Source organism: Bradyrhizobium sp. SZCCHNR1043 (assembly GCF_032489675.1).
Lineage (GTDB): Bacteria > Pseudomonadota > Alphaproteobacteria > Rhizobiales > Xanthobacteraceae > Bradyrhizobium.
Genome location: NZ_JAUEYN010000009.1, coordinates 1 through 19,926, shown reverse-complemented (window position 1 = coordinate 19,926; position 19,926 = coordinate 1). Strand labels below are relative to the sequence as shown.

At 64.6% G+C, this 19,926-nt stretch carries 12 protein-coding genes and 1 tRNA gene; 7 read left to right on the top strand and 6 right to left on the bottom strand.

From position 1 onward, the window contains the following. Positions 1-297: 297 nt before the first annotated feature. From QX039_RS16645 to QX039_RS16630, 4 genes are all read right to left on the bottom strand, one after another. Positions 298-1,410 carry a CaiB/BaiF CoA-transferase family protein gene (locus QX039_RS16645; RefSeq protein WP_315773924.1) on the bottom strand — a complete coding sequence of 371 codons (1,113 nt, stop codon included), beginning with the start codon at positions 1,408-1,410 and terminating at the stop codon, positions 298-300. A gap of 281 nt (positions 1,411-1,691) precedes the next feature. After that, on the bottom strand, positions 1,692-2,492 hold the full coding sequence (locus QX039_RS16640; RefSeq protein ID WP_315773906.1) for a xanthine dehydrogenase family protein subunit M: 801 nt from the start codon (positions 2,490-2,492) through the stop codon (positions 1,692-1,694). Positions 2,493-2,560: 68 nt separating this feature from the next. Next, on the bottom strand, positions 2,561-4,900 hold the full coding sequence (locus QX039_RS16635) for a xanthine dehydrogenase family protein molybdopterin-binding subunit (protein WP_315740751.1): 2,340 nt from the start codon (positions 4,898-4,900) through the stop codon (positions 2,561-2,563). A 99-nt stretch (positions 4,901-4,999) separates the two neighbouring features. After that, positions 5,000-5,485, bottom strand: a complete 486-nt coding sequence (locus QX039_RS16630; RefSeq protein ID WP_315717018.1) for a (2Fe-2S)-binding protein — start codon at positions 5,483-5,485, stop codon at positions 5,000-5,002. Between the two features lie 299 nt (positions 5,486-5,784). Between QX039_RS16630 and QX039_RS16625 the strand changes: the two genes are divergently transcribed. The 4 genes from QX039_RS16625 to QX039_RS16610 all read left to right on the top strand — a co-directional run bounded on the left by QX039_RS16625 (position 5,785) and on the right by QX039_RS16610 (position 12,240). After that, positions 5,785-7,821, top strand: a complete 2,037-nt coding sequence (locus QX039_RS16625) for a methyl-accepting chemotaxis protein (protein ID WP_315773904.1) — start codon at positions 5,785-5,787, stop codon at positions 7,819-7,821. Positions 7,822-8,225: 404 nt separating this feature from the next. Continuing rightward, positions 8,226-9,740: an MFS transporter gene (locus QX039_RS16620; RefSeq protein ID WP_315773902.1), complete on the top strand. Its 1,515-nt coding sequence runs from the start codon at positions 8,226-8,228 to the stop codon at positions 9,738-9,740. Between the two features lie 3 nt (positions 9,741-9,743). Then, on the top strand, positions 9,744-10,562 hold the full coding sequence (gene otsB / locus QX039_RS16615) for a trehalose-phosphatase (RefSeq protein ID WP_315740748.1): 819 nt from the start codon (positions 9,744-9,746) through the stop codon (positions 10,560-10,562). A gap of 217 nt (positions 10,563-10,779) precedes the next feature. After that, positions 10,780-12,240, top strand: coding sequence for a trehalose-6-phosphate synthase (locus QX039_RS16610; protein WP_315740747.1), 1,461 nt, complete (start codon positions 10,780-10,782; stop codon positions 12,238-12,240). Between the two features lie 36 nt (positions 12,241-12,276). Here QX039_RS16610 and QX039_RS16605 read toward each other — a convergent pair whose 3' ends face one another. Further along, a complete protein-coding gene (locus QX039_RS16605; protein WP_315773900.1) occupies positions 12,277-12,618 on the bottom strand; it encodes a hypothetical protein in 342 nt (113 codons plus the stop codon). Between the two features lie 221 nt (positions 12,619-12,839). Here QX039_RS16605 and QX039_RS16600 point away from each other — a divergent pair. Then, a tRNA-Ser gene (locus tag QX039_RS16600) sits at positions 12,840-12,929 on the top strand. Between the two features lie 167 nt (positions 12,930-13,096). Then, positions 13,097-14,374: a tyrosine-type recombinase/integrase gene (locus QX039_RS16595; protein WP_315773898.1), complete on the top strand. Its 1,278-nt coding sequence runs from the start codon at positions 13,097-13,099 to the stop codon at positions 14,372-14,374. On the opposite strand, the gene QX039_RS16590 is transcribed toward QX039_RS16595, so the two are convergent. Next, positions 14,322-14,543 (bottom strand): AlpA family transcriptional regulator, encoded by a 222-nt coding sequence (locus QX039_RS16590; RefSeq protein ID WP_315764526.1) that lies wholly within the window; start codon positions 14,541-14,543, stop codon positions 14,322-14,324. The two genes, QX039_RS16595 and QX039_RS16590, sit on opposite strands and share 53 nt — an antisense overlap. Before the next feature lie 621 nt (positions 14,544-15,164). Between QX039_RS16590 and QX039_RS16585 the strand changes: the two genes are divergently transcribed. Continuing rightward, positions 15,165-19,847, top strand: a complete 4,683-nt coding sequence (locus QX039_RS16585) for a hypothetical protein (RefSeq protein WP_315773896.1) — start codon at positions 15,165-15,167, stop codon at positions 19,845-19,847. The last annotated feature ends 79 nt before the right edge of the window (positions 19,848-19,926 follow it).

Sequence of the window (19,926 nt, the reverse complement as noted above, 5' to 3'; positions counted from 1 at the left end):
ATTGCTTCGCTGCGCTCGCAATGACGGCGTGATTGGAGGCAGGATGTCGCCAAACCCTCAACTGTCGTCCCGGGCAAGCCCGACGACGCGCCAGCGGCGTCGGGCGCCGACCCGGGACCCATACCGCGTGATCTATCGATAGGGCATAGTCGCAGACGATTTTCGCCAAACTGCGGCCGGTGGTTATGGGTCCCCGCGTTCGCGGGGACGACACCGAGGGTGAGGCGCGGGCGTCGTCAACTCACTGGCATCGGGATTGTCGCGCAGCGTTGATCGGCGCGACCGCGCCGCAATCGCTTACCCGCCAGCCTTCCACGCACTCACGACAGCCCCAATCTCCACCACCTCCGGCTCCCGTATCGTCGACGGCGTGCGCGAGAAGCGCGGCGCCGGGGCCGGCTGCGTCACGCCATGCCGCTGGATGAACACGCCGCGCGCCGCCATGTGCGCGTGCTTCGGTGCCTCCGACATCGTCAGCACCGGCGCGAAACAGATGTCGGTGCCCTCCATGATCGCGCACCATTCCTCGCGCGTCTTGCTCTTGAACACGGCGACCAGCTTCTCCTTCAGCGCCGGCCAGGCGCGCGGGTCCATCTGCGCGTCGAAGGCGGGATCGGACAGGTCGGCATGCTGCCGCAGCAGCGCGTAGAACTGCGGCTCGATCGAGCCGATGGAGATGAACTTGCCACAGGCGCATTCGTAGACGCCGTAGAAGTGCGCGCCGCCGTCGAGGAAGTTGCGCTCGCGCCCCTCGGTCCAGCGGCCCATCGCGGTGAGGTCGAAGAACATCGCGAGCAGCGAGGCCGCGCCGTCGCACATCGCGGTATCCACCACCTGCCCCTTACCGGACTTCGAGGCTTCGAGCAGTGCGGCGAGCACGCCGACGACGAGATAGAGCGCACCGCCGCCGAAATCGCCGACCAGGTTGAGTGGCGGCACCGGCCGCTCCCTGGGTCCGATCGCGGCCAGCGCGCCGGTGATCGAGATGTAGTTGATGTCGTGGCCGGCCGCCTGCGCCAACGGTCCCTGCTGGCCCCAGCCGGTCATGCGGCCATAGACCAGCTTGGGATTGCGCGCGAGCACCACGTCGGGGCCGAGGCCAAGGCGTTCCATCACGCCGGGACGAAAGCCTTCAATCAGCGCATCGGCGCCGGCGAGCAAGTCGAGCACCTCGGCAATGACGGCCTTGTCCTTGAGGTCGAGTTCGATGACCTTGCGGCCGCGACCGGCGACCGACTTCATGGTCTTGCGCGCGCCGACGCGATCGAGCGTCACCACCTCCGCGCCCATGTCGGCCAGCAGCATGCAGGCGAACGGTCCCGGTCCGATGCCGGCGAACTCGACGATGCGAAAGCCCGCGAGCGGTCCGGTGGCGCGGGTCTCGGTCTGTGGGGCGGTCTTGTCGAGCACGTTGTCTTGTCCCTGCGGTGCTTCGGCGCGTGATGAGGTCGATCGGACAAAGATGGTCGCCGCGACCTTCACCCCTCCCCCTCCAGGGGAGGTGGGTGTGCTTGGCTGCTGTCCGCATCAACCAGACATCATCACGCGCGATGCGTTTCCTGATCCGCGATTGTCCCGCGTGTATCCGGCCAACGCAAGCGCGCCGTATGTCGCAAAGCAAAACGGCGCGCATCGCTGCGCGCCGTGTGGATTTTGTTGTGCCGTTGCGCGGAATGATCCGCGTTGTGAGGTCAGCCCGCGGCTTGCACTGCGCGCTGCGCCATCACCTTCACCAGATTGGCGCGGTAATCAGCCGAGCCGTGGATGTCGCTGAGCAGGCCGCTCGCCGGGATGCTGACGCCGTCGATCGCCGAGGCCGACCAGTTCGACTTCAGCGCCGCCTCGATCGCGGGCACGCGCATCACGCCGCTCTGCGAGGCGCCGGTGGCGGCGACGCGGACGTCGCCGCCCTTCGTCTTGGTCACGAACACGCCGGTCAGCGCGAAGCGCGACGCCGGATGGCGCATCTTGGCATAGCCCGCCTTCTCCGGCACCGGGAACGACACCTCGGTGATGATCTCGCCGTCCTCGAGCGCCGTGGTGAACAGGCCCTTGAAGAAATCATCCGCCGAGATCGTGCGCTTGTTGGTCTTCACGGTCGCGCCGAGCGAGATCAGTGCCGCCGGGAAATCCGCGGCCGGATCGTTGTTGGCGATCGAGCCGCCGATGGTGCCGCGGTGACGCACGGCGGGATCGCCGAGCACCGAGGTGAGGTAGGAGATCGCGGGGATCGCCTTCTTCACGTCGGCATTGGTCATGATGTCGTAATAGGTCGTCGCCGCCTTGATCACGAGCGTGTCGCCCGACAGCTGCACGCCGATCAGGTCCTTGATCTTGCCGATATCGATGACATCGGACGGGCTGGCGAGGCGCTGCTTCATGACCGGAAGCAGGGTGTGGCCTCCGGCCAGGAACTTGGCCTCGCTGCCCTTGGCGAACAGCGCCGCCGCTTCGTCGACCGAGGAGGCGCGATGGTAGGTCGTCTCGTACATGGGAATCTCCCTGAATTTTTCATCGAGATCATTCCGGGGCCGCGCCTGCGCGCGCCCCGGAGCGATGATCAACCGTGGATCGCATGCCAGACGCGGTCGGGCGTCGCCGGCATTTCCAGCTTGTTGTTGCCGATCGCATCCGTGATCGCATTGATCACGGCGGCGGATGCGCCGATCGCGCCGGCCTCGCCGCAGCCCTTCACGCCGAGCGGATTGCCCGGGCACAGGGTCGTGGTGTGGCTCAGCTTGAACGACGGCACGTCGTCGGCGCGCGGCATCGCGTAGTCCATGAAGGACGCTGTGACCGGCTGGCCGTTGCTGTCGTAGATCGCGTGCTCGAGCAGCGCCTGGCCGATGCCTTGGACGAGGCCGCCATGGACCTGGCCCTCGACGATCATCGGGTTGATCAGCCGGCCGAAATCGTCCGCCGCGACGAAGTTGACGAACGACGTCTTGCCGGTGGCCTCATCGACCTCGAGCTCGCAGATATAGGTGCCGGCCGGGAAGGTGAAGTTGGTCGGATCGTAGAAGGCGGTCTCCTTCAATCCGGGCTCCATGCCGTCCGGCAGGTTGTGCGCGGTGTAGGCGGCGAGCGCGACCATCGGCAGCGCGATCGACTTGTCGGTGCCGGTCACCTTGAACTCGCCGTTCTCGATGACGATGTCGCCTTCCGACGCTTCGAGTGCGTGGGCTGCGATCTTCTTCGCCTTGGCCTCGACCTTCTCCATCGCCTTCAGGATCGCCGTGAGACCGACGGCGGCCGAGCGCGAGCCGTAGGTGCCCATGCCGAACTGCACCTTGTCGGTGTCGCCATGAACGATCGAGACCTGGCTGATCGGCACGCCCAGGCGTTCGGCGATCAGCTGGCAGAAGGTGGTCTCGTGGCCCTGGCCGTGGCTGTGCGATCCGGTGAGGACCTCGATGGTGCCGACCGGGTTGACGCGGATCTCCGCGGACTCCCACAGGCCGACGCCGGCGCCGAGGCTGCCGACCGCCTTCGACGGCGCGATGCCGCAGGCTTCGATGTAGCAGGACAGGCCGAGGCCGCGCAGCTTGCCCTGCGCCTTTGCCGCCGCCTTGCGGGCCGGGAAACCGGCATAGTCGATCGCCTTCATCGCCGCGTCGAGCGAGGCGTTGAAGTCACCGGTGTCGTAGGCCATGATCACCGGGGTCTGGTGCGGGAACTGGGTGATGAAGTTCTTCCGCCGGAGATCGGCCGAATCGACCTTCAACTGGCGCGCCGCCGTCTCGATCAGCCGCTCCAGTAGATAGCTTGCCTCGGGACGTCCGGCGCCACGATAGGCGTCGACCGGCGTGGTGTTGGTGTAGACGCCCATCACCTCGGCATAGATCGCCGGAATGTTGTACTGGCCCGACAGCAGGGTCGCGTACAGATAGGTCGGCACCGACGACGAGAACAGCGACATGTAGGCGCCGAAATTGGCGTGGGTCTTGACCCGCAGGCCAAGGATCTTGTTGTCGGCATCGAACGCCATCTCGGCCTTGGAGATGTGGTCGCGGCCGTGCGCGTCGGTCAGGAACGCCTCGGTGCGGTCGCCGGTCCATTTCACCGGACGGCCGACCTTCTTGGAGGCCCACAGCGCGACCATCTCTTCCGGGTAGATGAAGATCTTGGAGCCGAAGCCGCCGCCGACGTCGGGCGCGATGACGCGGAGCTTGTGTTCTGGTGCGATGTTGTAGAACGCCGACAGCACCAGGCGAGCGACGTGCGGGTTCTGCGACGTCGTATAGAGCGTGAAATGCTCCTCGGCCGCATCGTACTCGGCGATCGCCGCGCGCGGCTCCATCGCGTTCGGTGCCAGCCGGTTGTTGGTCAATTCCAGGGTGACGACGTTGGCGGCCTTGGCGAAGGCGGCGTTGACCGCGGCCTCGTCGCCGATCGACCAGTCGTAGACGACGTTGCCGGGGGCTTCCGGGTGAAGCTGCGGCGCGCCGGGCTTCAGCGCGGAGGGCATGTCGGCGACGGCCTGCAGCTCCTCGTACTCCACCACGACTGCCTCGGCGGCGTCACGTGCGAGGTTCTTGCTTTCGGCGATTACCACGGCCACGGCCTGGCCGACGAAGCGCACGGTCTCCGGCGCCATCGCCGGCCATGCGCCCATCTTCATCGGCGAGCCATCCTTGGAGGTGATGGCCCAGCCGCAGATCAGGTTGCCGACCTTGTCGTCGACGATCTGGCGGCCGGTGAGCACCGCGACCACGCCAGGCATCGCCTCGGCGGCCGAGGAGTCGATGCTCTTGACCTTGGCGTGCGCGTGCGGGCTGCGGATGAAATGGGCAAAGGTCATGCCCAACAGCTTGACGTCGTCGACGTAACGGCCCTTGCCGGTGATGAAACGCTTGTCCTCCTTGCGGACGACGCTGGCGCCAATGCCTTCCATACCCATGCGAATCTCTCCCCTACCGGAGTTCTGTTGTCCCGCCGCGGCCATCGCGCGCAGCGGTCGTGGTCTCGGTATTGCGGTAAACGGCGGCTCTCGCCGGCCTCATTCGGCAGCTTGCGCGACCTTCATCCGCCCGGCAGCGTCGAGCACGGCCTTGACGATGTTGTGATAGCCGGTGCAGCGGCAGATGTTGCCTTCCAGCTCCTCACGCACCGTGCTCTCGTCGAGCTCGCCTCCGTGGCGGTGCACAATATCGATGGCCGACATGATCATCCCCGGCGTGCAATAGCCGCATTGCAGGCCGTGATTGTCGCGGAAGGCCGCCTGCATCGGGTGCAGCTCGTCGCCCTTGGCGATGCCTTCGATGGTGGTGACGTTGGCGCCGGCGGCCTGGCCGGCCAGCACGGTGCAGGATTTCACGGCACGGCCGTCGATATGGACGACGCAGGCGCCGCATTGGCTGGTGTCACAGCCGACATGGGTGCCGGTGAGGTTCAGATGATCCCGCAGGAGGTGAACGAGCAGGGTGCGATCCTCGGCCTCGACCGAGACCGCCTTGCCGTTCACCGTCAGTTTGACTGTCGACACGAGTAACCTCCCGATGAATTATTCTTATTCTGATTAGAAACAGCGCCCTCAGGACTTTGCAACTCGAATTTTCGTCTCCGATGTCATTGCGACGTCTTGCGCGCGGCATCGGCGATCCGGTCGCATGTGGCGCGCCACGCGAGGCCGGCACCGGCGCAGGTGAAGCGCAGGCCGTAGGCCGATGCCGTCCATTTACCGCCCCTTAGCCATTGTGACGTAGTTTTGATCACGCTCTGGTGCGTTGCCGCCGGGCGGTTTGGTTTCTGGCCAATATAAAGAATGGCGTGTCGGGGGTGGGAATGTCTGCGCAGCTTGCGCCGCAGTCGCGGCGTGCCAATTTTCTGACCCTGCGTTTTCGCGGCAAGATCGTCCTTGGCTTCGCCGTTGTGCTGGCGATCTCTGCTGCCAGCATCGGCTTCTCCTATCTGGGATTCGAGCGGGTCGCCGCAGCGGTGGCAGCCTATCGCGGCAGCGTCGCCGAAGCCGACACCACCCGCACCATCGATCGCGAGCTGGTCTCGTACCAGGCGCTCGCCCGTTATTATGCCCTGACCGGTAAAGCCGACGACGAGGCGGCGGCCACCGCTGCCCAGCAGGCACTCCAGGCCGCGATCGACAAATCCATGGCGGCGACCGGCGCCGAGCGGCGGGCGCAGGTCGGCAAGCTGCAGGCGCAGTTTCAGGCCTTCGCCAAGACATTCTCGAGCATCGTTGCTCTGACCCGCGAGAACGCGAAGCTGGCGACCGACCAGATCGGCCTCATCGGCAACAAGATCCGCTTCAAGTTCGATGATCTGGCAGACACCGCCGCGCTGGCCGGCCTGCCGTCGGTGCAGACCACGGCCAAGGACCTCACCGGCCAGTACCTGACCGTGTCCGCGCTGGTCGGGACCTACGTCGCCAAGCCCGATGCCAAGACGGCAGACGGCGCCATCGCGCGCACGCGCTTCCTGGAAACCTCGCTGGTGACGATCTATGCCAATGACGAGAAGATCACCCAGCGCGTCGCCGAGCTCGGCGACCTGATCAAGCAGTACCGCGCCGCCTTCATCAAGCTGTCGGAGAACATGAAAGCGCTCGGCAAGCTCGAACAGGAGATGAGCGTCGTCGGCACCGAGATCATCGCGCTGTCGAACGGGCTGAAATCCGAGGTCGCCTCCGACCAGCAGCGCATCGAGGCCGCCACCAACACCACCATCGCGGACATCGAGCGGCTGATCGCAATGCTGGCGATCGGCGGGCTGACGCTCGGCGCCGTGCTGGCGCTGATGCTCGGCAACGGCATCTCCAAGCCGATGATCACGATGTGCAAGGCGATGCGCGAGCTCGCCTCGGGCAATTTCGACGTCCGGCTGCCCGGCCTCGGGCGTGCCGATGAGATCGGCGAGATGGCGGCGGCGGTCGAGGAGTTCAAGGTCCAGGCGGTGGCCAAGGCCGAGCGCGACGCTGCGACGCAGGACGCCCAGAACAAGGCGGCGGGCGCCGCGCGGCGGGCCGAGCTCATCCGCTTCGCCGACGAGTTCGAGACCGCCGTCGGCTCGATCGTGTCCAACGTCTCGACCTCGGCCGAGCACCTCGAGCAGGCGGCCTCGACCCTGACGCGCACCGCGGAGACCACGCAGTCGCTGGCGAGCCGCGTCAGCGGCACCTCCGACCAGGCCACGGGCCGCATCCACTCGGTGGCGAGCGCGACCGACGAACTGTCGGCCTCGGTCAACGAGATCGGCCGCCAGGTCCGCGAGTCCAGCCGCATCGCGGAGTCCGCCGTGGCCCAGGCCGAGGAGACCGACGGGCGCATCGGCAAGCTGTCGCGTGCGGCGCAGGAGATCGGCGACGTCGTCAAGCTGATCACCGCGATCGCCGAGCAGACCAACCTGCTGGCCCTGAACGCGACCATCGAGGCGGCCCGCGCTGGCGATGCCGGCCGCGGGTTTGCGGTGGTGGCTTCCGAGGTCAAGTCGCTGGCCGAGCAGACCGCCAAGGCGACCGACGACATCTCCAACCACATCTCCGGCATGCAGGCGGCGACCCAGGAGTCGGTGACGGCGATCAAGCAGATCGGCGGCACGATCCGCCAGATCTCGACCATTGCCGCGTCGATCGCCACCGCGGTCGAGCAGCAGGGCGGCGCGACCCAGGAGATCGCCAGGAACGTGCAGAGCGTCGCGGCGGGCACGCAGGCCGCCGCCACCGACATCACGCAGGTCAATCGCGGCGCGACCCAGACCGGCGAAGCCTCGGAGGAGGTGCTGCGCTCGGCCCAGTCGCTGTCCTCGGAGAGCGCGCGGCTGCGCGCGGAGCTCAACCGCTTCATGGCCAACATCCGCGCGGCGTGAGTTTTGCGGCGACAGGCTGGTCTTCACGCCGCTCGCAAGTGCGTTGGCGAGCCCGCGGCCAAACCCTCCGCTGTCATCCCGGCGAACGCCGGGATCCATACGCCGCGGCAGATGTGTGGCGGGCGGTATTGATCGCGTGCCCCAATCTTGCATCACGCGGTATGGATCCCGGGTCGCGCTCGCTTCGCTCGCTTGCCCGGGACGACAGCTGAAATGAGGCGCGCCTGGGCCTCACCCAGGAAACGCTGCGGCCCCCAGGCGGGTCGAGCGCCGAACCCCGCCCCACTCCGGGAACCCTGCGCGCGACGAGACGTTGAGTCGCAGCGGCAGGCATTCGCTGCCGCATTTGCTTCATCCTCTCGGTCGAGCATGCGGTGCGACCTGCGCCGTCGCATTGGGATTCCATGGCACCCCGACAGGCATCCTTTCCCAACCTCCGCGTCGTCACGTCAGCGCCGCAATCCGGCGCTCCGCCGGGCGACATGGCAGGCCGGGATCGCGTCATCGAAACCAACATTCCCGCCCGGCTCGACGACCTCCGCTGGAGCGCCTTTCACACCCGCGTCGTGCTGGCGCTCGGCATCACCTGGGTGCTCGACGGGCTCGAGGTGACGCTGGCAGGCGCCTTGTCGGGCGCGCTCAAGCAGAGCCCGGCGCTGCATTTCTCCAATCTCGACATCGGGCTTGCCAACAGCGCCTATCTCGCCGGCGCCGTGCTCGGCGCGCTCGGCTTCGGCTGGCTGACCGACCGCATCGGCCGCCGAAAGCTGTTCTTCGTCACGCTTGCGCTCTATCTGTCCGCGACGGCCGCCACCGCCTTGTCCTGGAACATCGCGACCTACGCGCTGTTTCGCTTCCTGACCGGCGCCGGCATCGGCGGCGAGTATACCGCGATCAACTCGACGATCCAGGAGCTGGTGCCGGCGCGCTATCGCGGCTGGACCGATCTCATGATCAACGGCAGCTTCTGGCTGGGTGCCGCGCTCGGTGCGGTCGGCGCCATCGTGCTGCTCGATCCCGACGTCACCGGCCCGGATGTCGGCTGGCGGCTGGCCTACGGCATCGGCGCCTGTCTCGGCCTCGTCGTGCTGGTCATGCGGATGTGGATTCCGGAAAGTCCGCGCTGGCTGATGATTCACGGCCATCCCGAAGAGGCGCATCGGATCGTCGCGGAGATCGAACGCGACGTCACCGGCCACGACCGCGAGGCGCGCGCCAAGGAATTGCCGAGGATGCGGCTGCGGATGCGTAGCCACACGCCGTTACGAGAGGTCGCGCATACGCTGTTCTCAGTTTATCGCCAGCGCTCCCTGGTCGGGCTCACCTTGATGATCGCCCAGGCGTTCTTCTACAACGCGATCTTCTTCACCTTCGCGCTGGTGCTGACCGACTTCTACGGCATCAAGTCCGATCATGTCGGCTGGTACATCCTGCCCTTCGCGGCCGGCAACGTGCTCGGGCCGCTGCTGCTCGGCCGCCTGTTCGATACGCTCGGGCGCCGCGCCATGATCACCTTCACCTATGGCGTCTCCGGCGTGCTGCTTGCGCTCACCGGCTATCTGTTCTCGATCGGCGTGCTGAGCGCCGCGACGCAGACTGCGGCCTGGATGGTGATCTTCTTCTTCGCGTCGCCGGCGGCGAGCGCCGCCTATCTCACCGTGTCGGAGAATTTTCCGCTGGAAGTGCGCGCGCTCGCGATCGCGCTGTTCTACGCCATCGGCACCGGGATCGGCGGCGTCGCGGGCCCCGCGCTGTTCGGCGCGCTGCTCGACAGCGGGGCGCGCGGCGCGGTGTTCGGCGGCTATCTGTTCGGTGCCGCGCTGATGCTGGTGGCGGCGCTCGTCGCTTGGCGCTATGCCATCGCGGCCGAGCGCAAATCGCTCGAACAGGTGGCGCGTCCGCTCGCTGTCATGGAGTAGTTGATGATGTCCGAAAACTCCGATCTAATCGCTTCTCCTGCGTCGGAGCCCGCCGAGATCGTTCCGGCGCCCACCAGTCTCGTGCCGCATCTTCGCGAGGTGGCGATCCTGCTCGATATCGACGGCACCCTGCTCGATCTCGCGCCGACGCCGCGCGAGGTGTGGGTGCCGCCGGGCCTGGCCGAGACCCTGAACGCATTGCTGCAACGAACCTCCGGCGCGCTGGCGCTGGTCTCGGGCCGCTCGCTCAACGACATCGATCTCATCTTCGCGCCGGAGGTCTATCCCGCCGTCGGCGGCCATGGCGCGGAGATGCGGCTCGGCGGCGGCGGCGAGGCGGACGCCATCAAGGCGCCGCCGCTGGACAAGGAGCTGAAGCGCAGGCTCGCTGCGATCGCCCGGCTCAGCCCCGGCATTCTGCTCGAGGACAAGGGCTACTCGCTGGCGCTGCATTATCGCCTCGCGCCGCAGGCTGAGAAGGCGATCTACGAAGAAGTGTCGCGCATCCGCGCCGAGTTGCCGGGGGCGCCGATCGAGGTGCTGCCCGGCAAGTGTGTGTGCGAGATCAAGCATGCCGGCTTCACCAAGGCGAGCGGCGTGCGCGAGCTGATGCGGAACGCACCGTTCAAGGGGCGCAAGCCGTTCTTCATCGGCGACGACGTCACGGATGAGACGGTGTTCGCGATCATGCCGGATTTCGCCGGCCTCTCGTTCTCCGTCGGCCGCCGTGCGCTCGGCGTCGACGGACATTTCGACGCACCGGACGACGTGCGCGCATTCCTGGCGCGCCTCGCCGGCGGTGGAACTAATTCATCGACCTAGCGATCCGTGCAGTGGTTCCGCATCGCTACATTGTTAGTTCCATTCGCCAAGCGGTCGCATGTTGAATGCGTCGCTGTTGATTAGAACAGTTCTGACTTGATTTGACGCTGTGATTACACCGCGCGAATGCCCGAATTTGGTTTCAATTGGTTGAAAGGGTGGCCCGGAACCATATTGATGAACAGCTGTTAACCGACATGACCAACAGGAGGGAGCTGTGAACCTCGTCGTGGTTTCGAATCGGGTGGCCCGTGGCAAAGCCAATGAGCCAATGACCGGCGGACTTGCGGCAGCATTGCTGCCCGTTGTGGAGAAATCGGGGGCAGTATGGGTGGGTTCCTCGGGTCGGGTGCGCGACGGCGCGCAGACGGAACCGATCGCGGAGATCGAGCAGATCGGTGAAGGCGCGCTCGCGCTGCTGGATCTGCCGGCTGCGCATTATGCCGGCTACTACGAAGGCTTCGCCAATTCGGCGCTATGGCCGGCGCTGCATTCACGCAGCGATCTGATCAGCGTCTCGCATGATGATTATCGCTCCTATCGCGAGGTCAACGCCTTCGTGGCGCGCGCGCTGCTCCGGTTCCAGAAGCCGGACACCTTGTTCTGGATCCAGGACTATCACTTCCTGTCGCTCGGCGCGGAGTTGCGCACGCTGGGCGTGAAGAGCCCGATCGGCTTCTTCCTGCATACGCCGTGGCCCGCGCGCAGCGTCATCGACAGCGTGCCGAATCACCGCGATCTCGTCACCGCGATGCTCGCCTATGATCTGATCGGCTTCCAGACCGAGGATGATCGCGAGAGTTTCACCGCCTGCATCCGCGCCGATCTCGGCTTGCAGGTGCGTGACGGCGTGGTCAGGTCGCTGCACGGCCGCACACGTCTGGCCGTGTTCCCGATCGGCATCGACGCCGACAAGTTTGCGCAGCAGGCGGCAAAGGCGGTGGCGCATCCGGATGTGTCGCGGCTGCGCCGCAGCCTGAATGGCGAGAAGCTCGCCATCGGCGTCGACCGGCTCGATTACTCCAAGGGTCTGGTCAACCGCATCAACGCCTTCGACCGGATGTGGACGATGCACCCGAGCCTGCTGCGCGCCGCGTCGCTGCTGCAGATCGCAACGCCGTCGCGCGAATCGATCGAGGCCTATGGCAATCTGCAGAGCGAGGTCGCGCGCCTCGTCAGCGAGGTCAATGGCCGCCATGGCGAGGTCGACTGGACGCCGATCCGCTACCTCAACAAGGGCTATGGTCAGGGCGTGCTGGCCGGCCTCTATCGCAGCGCCCAGGTCGGCGTCGTCACGCCGCTGCAAGACGGCATGAATCTCGTGGCGAAGGAGTATGTCGCGGCGCAGAGCCCGGTCGATCCCGGCGTATTGGTGCTGTCGAAATTCGCCGGCGCCGCCAACGAGCTCGATGCGGCGCTGATCGTCAATCCGCATGACATCGACGGCATGGCGCGGACGATCGCGATGGCGCTGTCGATGCCGCTCAACGAGCGCCGCATGCGCTATGAGATCATGATGACGAAGCTGCGCCGCCATTCGATCCAGCAATGGTTTGCCGACTTCGTCGAGGCGCTGCAGGACGGTGACGCTGCCGAGGTCGAGATCGAACCCCTGCCTGCCACTCCGGCGGGTTTTCTGGCCGGCCGCATGCTGTCGCCTGGCGCGCGCTATCACTGAACCGGACTTGCTCCTCGTCGCTCCGCGCGGCGAGGCTCAATGGCAGTAGGAGACGCCGTCGAGCACGGCGCAGCGCAGCTTGTTCGGCGAGCTCGGATTGTCCATCGGCACCATCCCGTTGCCCTGTCCGACGAACACGCCGGGTCCCACCACCACCGATGCCTTGTTGCCGACGATGACGGACGGGTGCGGCTTCAGGCTCGACTTCGTCCCGTCCGGCCACAGGATCGCATCGCCCTGCCAGACCCCCTTGCGGCCGTCGTCGCAGGTCACGTCGACGCCCTGCTTGGTGCATTGATCGGCGCGGGCCGGGCCGGCGGCGAGGCTGAGCACCGCCGTCAGCAGGACGGCGAGACGGGCAGGGGAGGTTGACGGCATCGCGAATCCCTCAGTCGGCAGCCGGATCGACGGGCTGCAAAACAGTGGTCGTGCCGCCCGGCCGGCCGGTTCATGATGGGCCGGCCGGGCGGCACGGCCTCCCGATCGAGCCCGCGACCAGGGCGGATTGATGATTTTTATCAGCGATTTGGAGGAAATTTAGCCCTTGAGCCCCCGCCCGGCTTGCAAAACGCCGCCGACCCCGCCAAGAGAGGGCCGCCGGAGAGATGGCCGAGTGGCTTAAGGCGCACGCTTGGAAAGCGTGTGTGCGGGAAACCGTACCGTGGGTTCGAATCCCACTCTCTCCGCCAGCCACCCATCCCAGTCATTCCCAAAACCTGCCAAAATGCTTGTTTAACAATGCATTAGGTGGTGGAATCGTTACCGGCCCTTCCCAGGATGACCCATCCAAACCCGGTCTGGACCGGGTATGAAACCGGGTATCGGGCCGAGCTGACCGGGTATCGCGGGTGAGATCATGCTGACTGACGTCCAGATCCGGAAAGCCAAGGCGGCGGACAGGCCCTACAAGCTCACCGACGGCGGAGGCCTCCACGTCTACGTCTCCGCTGCCGGCGGCAAGTTATGGCGCCTGCGCTACGAGTTCGATGGCAAGGAGAAGCTGCTTTCGCTCGGACCGTATCCCTCGGTCGGTCTCGCCGAAGCCAGGGACGCGGCGGCAAACGCCAAGCGCTTTCTTCGAGAGGGGCGGGATCCTGCCGTCGAGAAGCGGCTCAGGCGCCTCCAGGTCGCCACAAGCCAATCGTCGACGTTTGAGGCGATTGCCCGCGAATGGCACGATCTGAACAAGGGGCATTGGGTCGAGCAGCACGCCTTCGATGTCCTCCATTCGCTGGAGCGGGACGTGTTCCCCGATCTCGGCTCCATCCCGATCAGGGACATCACTGCGGCCAACGTGATTGCCGTTCTGCGTCAGATCGAGAATCGCCCCGCTGTCGAGACTGCGCGCCGCGTCCGCCAGCGGATGTCGGCGGTCTTCGTCTACGCCATCGCATCGGGCCGGGCCGAAAACGATCCCGCCGCTGCTGTTCAGAAGGCGATGAAGCCTCTGAAGAAGGGGCGGCAACCGGCCGTTACGGATCTCGAGCAAGCGAGGACGGTACTGCGCCGGGCTGACGAGACGCCGGCCTCGCCTGTCACCAAGCTTGCGTTGAGACTATTGGCCTTGACGGCGTTGCGCCCGGGAACGCTGATTGCGGCGCCCTGGGCAGAGTTCGACGATCTGGATCCGGACTCTCCGATCTGGGTTGTGCCGGCCGAGCGGATGAAGCTCCGTCTCCAGTACAAGGATGATCAGAGCAGAGATCACCTGGTGCCGCTCTCGACCCAGGCTCGCGATGTCCTTCGCGCCCTTCGCGAGCTCACGGGGCGAACACCCTATCTCTTCCCCAACCAGCGACATGCTCATCGTCCGGCCAGCGAGAATGCGATCGGCTACTTGCTGAACCGTGCTGGCTACCATCATCGCCACGTCCCGCACGGCTGGCGGGCGACGTTCTCGACGGTGATGAACGAGCGCTACAAGCACGATCGGCACATCATCGATCTGATGTTGGCACACGTGCCCAAGAATGCGGTCGAGGGCGCTTATAACCGGGCCGAGCACCTCGACCGCCGCATCGAGCTGGCGCAGGCCTGGGCTGACCTGCTGATGGTCGACCAGATGCAGATCGGGGATATCCTCAGTCTTCGGCGTTCGCCGAAGCCGGGACGCGAGATGGCGGCAATGATTTGATCCAGGCGTCGATATCGGACTGCAGCCAGCGTACGGTGTTTGGACCGAGACTGCGAGGAACGGGGAAAGTGCCGTCGGCGATACGTCGATAGATCGTGGACGTGCCTAGCCCGGTTTTTTGTTTTACGTCGCGAAGCCGCAAAAGGCGCTCGTCCAGGTCGCCGATCATTCCAATCGCCTCACTACAAGTTTCACATAAACTGCTGCCGGGCTAAGGTTCTCGCCTTGCTCTCGCTCGGGTCCAACATTCCTTAGGCAGTTTGGCCGAGTCCGAGCAGTGCGAACAATGGCCTATTCGTACGCCAGAGCACTCCCATTGGGGCCTGACCGTGAGACGTGATTGAGTGAACTGAGGTACATCACACTACGAATCTGAGGGGCGGACGTTCGAATCGTTCCGGGCGCGGCAAAATATCATCAGTCAGAACAAAACCGCGAAACTCGTTGGGTAGTGCCGGAGCCCGGACGCGGTCTGCAAGGCTGCTGACTTTGGAGGTGGCATTCCGAGAACCGCCCCACAATCGGCATCTTTGCTGCGGATCGGACTGGCCGATCCCACCTTTGCGTCCGGCTAGATGAAAGCAGGCGGCGCCCAATCGGGACGCCGCCTGCGGCGCAAGACGGGGCTGGCCGAGGCTGCTATGATTCCGGGTGGATTCGGATGCCGCGCCACCGACCGATAACCAATTTCCGCATTGGCCACGGGCGTTCATGCCTTGAGGCCCGCACACGAAGTCCGCTTTGTTCTGTCCCTCAGTTTCTGTCCCGCTTCTGTCCCAAAGCCCGCCCCATGTCGCTGAGCGCTGCCGACCGAACCCATCAGGAAGCACTGAAAGCCGCTCTTCAGGCAGATCGGAGCGCGCACAAGCTAGAAAGTCTTGCGGCAGGCCTTGTCGGACGGTTGCTTGGCATCTCGGTCGCGGTCGCTAAGTCGGGATTTCAGCACGGCGGCGATGCCGGTGCAGCTAGCCAGCAGGGCCGCCGATTCCGCTTGGAGTGTAAGAAATACGGAGACGACACCAGCCTTAGAGACCGCGAATTGCTTGGAGAAATTGATCATGCGCTGGCGCGTGACGAGGCTCTGGAGGCGTGGACATTGGTTGCCACACGGAGCGTCCCCGAGCAACTTGCGCAGGATCTTGTCCAGAAGGGCGAGCGGCTGGGGGTCCCAGTTCTAGTCATCGACTGGAAAGAGCACGAGCCTGCACCGCTCGCAGCTCTTTGCGCGTTTGATCCCGACCTCGTCGCAGTCGAATTCTCGAAGCGTGCGGCCGACCAAGCGCTTGCGCTCCAGCCCGTCATGGGCGAGGCCATCGCCGTCCTGCGCCGTAGTCTGCAGGCCTGGTCACTTGGCTTCGAAACGCTGCGATCCCAATCACATCGCAAGCTGGAAGGCATCTGGACCTCGCGGCGCACGTCTAATGCCGAGTTGGGGCAGGACGCCGCGGGGGGCGCGCAGGCCAAGAAGGTGCGTCGCCTATCCGTTCACAATGCGCTCGACGCTTGGTGGCGTGGTCCAGCGCGCAACGATGCTCCAGCCGCAATCATCGGATGGGATGGTGTCGGAAAGACCTGGGCCGCGCTCGACTGGTTGAGCGAGCGGATGCCCGAGCACCCAATTGTCCTCACCGTTCCATCTTCCGCTCTCGCGCCTATGGCCGGGACTTCCGAATCGGCCTTCAAGCGTTTTCTTGCTGAGCGCCTCTGCGATCTCACCGGTATCCGCGATCCCGAGCATTGGTTGCGCCGCCTCGACTACTTGCTCAAACGGCCCAAGGAAGAAGGCCCTGTTCTCACTGTATTTTTCGACGGTCTCAATCAGGAGCCGTCGGTCCCGTGGCTATCCCTCCTTAAGGTCGCCCAAGGCACAGCGTTCGAAGGAAGGGTGCGAGTGATGCTAAGCACCCGACGGCATCACTTCGAGGAGAGACTCTCAAGCTTGCGCGGGCTTGTGGTCGCGGCAGTGCCAGTTGTCGTTGACGTCTATGACGCCGAGGCGGCCGGCGAGCTTGGTCAGATGCTCGCTTTCGAGGGCCTCACCCAGGCGGATTTGCATCCCGAACTCATTGAGCTGGCGCGGACGCCGCGTCTCTTCAAGCTGGTTATCCGTTTTCGCGATCGGCTCGTCGAAGCGGGGCAGGTCACGGTTCATCGTCTTCTGTGGGAATACGGACGCGATACCTTCGGGGATCGCGCCGGCAAATCCTTTAGCGAGGATGAGTGGCGAGCGTGGTTAGCCGAAATTGCCAAATGCTACCGCGGCGGCATTCAGGAATTTTCGCTCAAGAGCCTCGGCGAAACTGCAAGCCGGCCCGATCTCTCCGAGCGCGAGGTCTACGCCCGGCTCAGCGACATCATTGACGCGCGCTTTGTGCGCCCCGGACCGGCGGGCGTCATGCAGCTCAACCCGACCGTTGTTGCTCATGCACTTGGGGCGGCGTTGCTTGCGCATCTCGATGCGAAAAACTGGGCGACCTTTGCGGAGGCCGACGCCGAAGTCAACCAATGGCTAGACCCGATTGCCGGCCTTGATCAGCGCGCCGAAATTCTGCGCGCAGCCGTGTCGATCTTCGTTGAACGGGGCGGGCCGTCCACGACTCCAATTGGCGGCGTTCTGGTGACCGCTTGGCTGCAAACCCAAAATGTTACCGACGGGCACCGTCGCGAGCTTGCCAGTCTCGCGGTCAGCGTTCCTGAAGCGCTTCTTGATGCCGTCGAGCATTCGAACGCGCATGCCCAGGCGTCCGCGCGACTCTGGGCTATCAGCGCGCTTCGTGCCATCCCGCGCATCGAAGGTCCGCAATTGATGACTATCATCGGGCGGGTTTGCACTTGGTTTTCGATCGTGTCACGCGAAGTCGACAACACGCCCAACGCGAACGAGGATTTTGAGCGGCGGCGCGCGCAGCGCTACCACAGTCGAATTGGAGTTGATGCGTCCGGGCCGCTGACTGTTCTGGGCGTCAGGCTTCAGCTGGTGGATCGCGACGATGGTAGGCCGCAGACAGCTGCGCCTTCAATCCTTGAAGGATTTCCTCTGGCTAATATTCTGCCGTGCTTCGAGGCTATAGCGGTTGCTTCGGCTGTTCGCGGGCACGCAGAGGCATGGCAGGGCTTGAAATGGCTGTGCTACCTGAACGAGGTCGATCCCGAACCGACCGCCGCCTCCCTGCGCACTCTGTCTGTCGAGATCCGTGCGCGCCGGCCTGAGTCCGGGATTAATCCGGAGCTCTCTGCGCGTGCCGCTGCGCTTCTGCTGTGGCTCTCCGGCCAAGAGATCGACGAGGAGAAGGCGGCTGCCATCGACCCTGGCCTCGACCGGCAATTCACCTATGAGAAGGACTATCTGGAGAATCCAAGCCGTAGCCTTTTTGAGTTGGAACGCCGCCACGCAGCGATCGCGCTAGACGACAAAGAGAGCCATCTCCACAGCCGCCTGCAGCGCACCAGCAAGTTATGGCTCGACCCAACATTTCAGCCACCCTCCGGTTTGATCGACGAATTGCGCGCAGCCGCCGCAACTTTTGATGTCGAGAAGCTCCATCGGCAGATGGGGCACACGCACGCAGAGTATCAGTTTGAGGTAATGGAGCCAGCACTCGCCCGGTGTGTGCCTGACGCTCTCGTCACGTTGGTTCGTCGCAAATTGCACGCTTTCGCCTCATGCCCGCCGGAATCACGCTATTGGAGCGCAATCCACGCGAGCGAATCCTTCATTCTGGCGGGCGCGACCGAAGCGGCGGCAGCGCAAGCGTTGCGCGAGAGCGCACGCGACAAGGATGCCAACCACGAGGCCTATGCCGCAAGCGAACTGCTCAAGATCGAACTGGCGCATCTTGCCGATGCGCAAAGCCAGATCGACAAGCTGATCGCCGCTGACCTGAGATTTATCCCTGCCGATTTCGTCGAGATCGTGCGAACGCCGTCCAATGAGGATGTGGACGCTCTCATCATCCGGTATGCAGACGCACCCGCGAAGCAGCAACGCGATCTTATAGTGCTCCTGTCGTTTCACGGGTGCGCTTTTAGCGAAAACGCTTGGCAATGGCTCACCGGTTTGGCCGAACAACCCGACCACGAGTTGCGCCATGTCTTGTTTCGCATGCTGACCATGGCACATGCTGCACGTTTTGGGCGCATCCTTGCGACGAACGGGTGGGCATGGGATCCGTTGGCTCACATCTGGGTCAACCATTACGGCACTGACGCACTCATCAAAGCCGAACCGGCTCTGCCCTTCGACCAGCTGGCACCCCGGCTCGCTCCGTGGCGTCTACTCGAAGCGACGCGTTTGCGCGGCGCTGATCCGGCCGAAGTCCGTGTTGCTGCCGAAATTCTCGGTCACGTGCTCGCCGCCGAAAAAATCGCTGAGCCCGACCCGGGATCTACGCTAACGGTGGATCGCTCCGAGAAGAGATTTATGCCGTTTGTCATCTCCGTGCGGCCCAGGCCCAGTGCCGACGAACGGGGCAACCCGATGGCATCGTTGCGCGCTACGCTCGATGCCGATGCTCGCGCCAAAGCCTACGTGCGCGCGGTCGAAACCGCAACGGCGCGCATGGAGGAAGCGCGTAAGGCAGGAGCTAGTCTCTATCTCACTAACGTTGATGCGCTCGACATGGAACTCGTGGTCCTGCATGCCCCTGATATGCTTGATCGCTGGCTCGAAGGGGCGGGCGAGATCACCACCGATTTCCGGCGGCGGGTGCGCCTCGCCGAGACGGTTTTCCTTGCCCTATGTGAGGCGTTGCTCATTCACAATCCCGAACGCGGCGCCGCGCTGTGGCGCGCGCTGCGCATGACGATGGCCACTCGCTATCTTGGTGCAGCCAGCATCGACGAATTGCTGCATGTCATCTTTCGTGCGCCCGATTCACCGGCCGTCTTGTCGCTCCGAGACGAAGTCTTGAGCCTACAGCTCTGCCATTCGGATCGCGATCTCTTCGACGTCGCCGTTGCCGCGTCCTACAACGGCAAGTCCGCGTGGATAGCTGAATCCGTAGCGGCAGACCGCGCATCCCCGTTGGTGTGGCGGCAGCGGCGCGGCACTCTACTAGCTGGCCTTGGCACCGGATACGCTCTGCCGGTTACCGAAGCATGGCCAGAAGGTGAAATGCATTCGGACTGCGCCGGCATCCGGCGCAAGGCCGCGCGGCTGCGCTGGCGTGAAGCCTGCGCACGCCACTGGTGGCTTGCCTATCTCAAAGCCGATGATCCGGTCGAGGCTTACGCTGCATGGGTCCTCTTTCTGCGTTCAGCGGACGCACGCGCCTGGACCTGGATGCGCGATGATGTGGGAGTGCACTATGACAATAGCGACTTCTTTTCCCTTAAGCTCGCCCATGTGCAGCTCAATCGGAACGAGCTCAAGCGCGCGATGGACAAGCATCTCGACAGGCGCGACAAGAAGTTCCTCGATCATGACATCGTGGATGGTATCGGGCCTTGGGGTAAGGAGATTGATTCCGACTAGGCTATGACTTTATGAACGTCTCAGCTTAATGCACACTCTTCGCGTCCCGCGCGCGCAAGTAAATTTGGGGGCGAGTTAC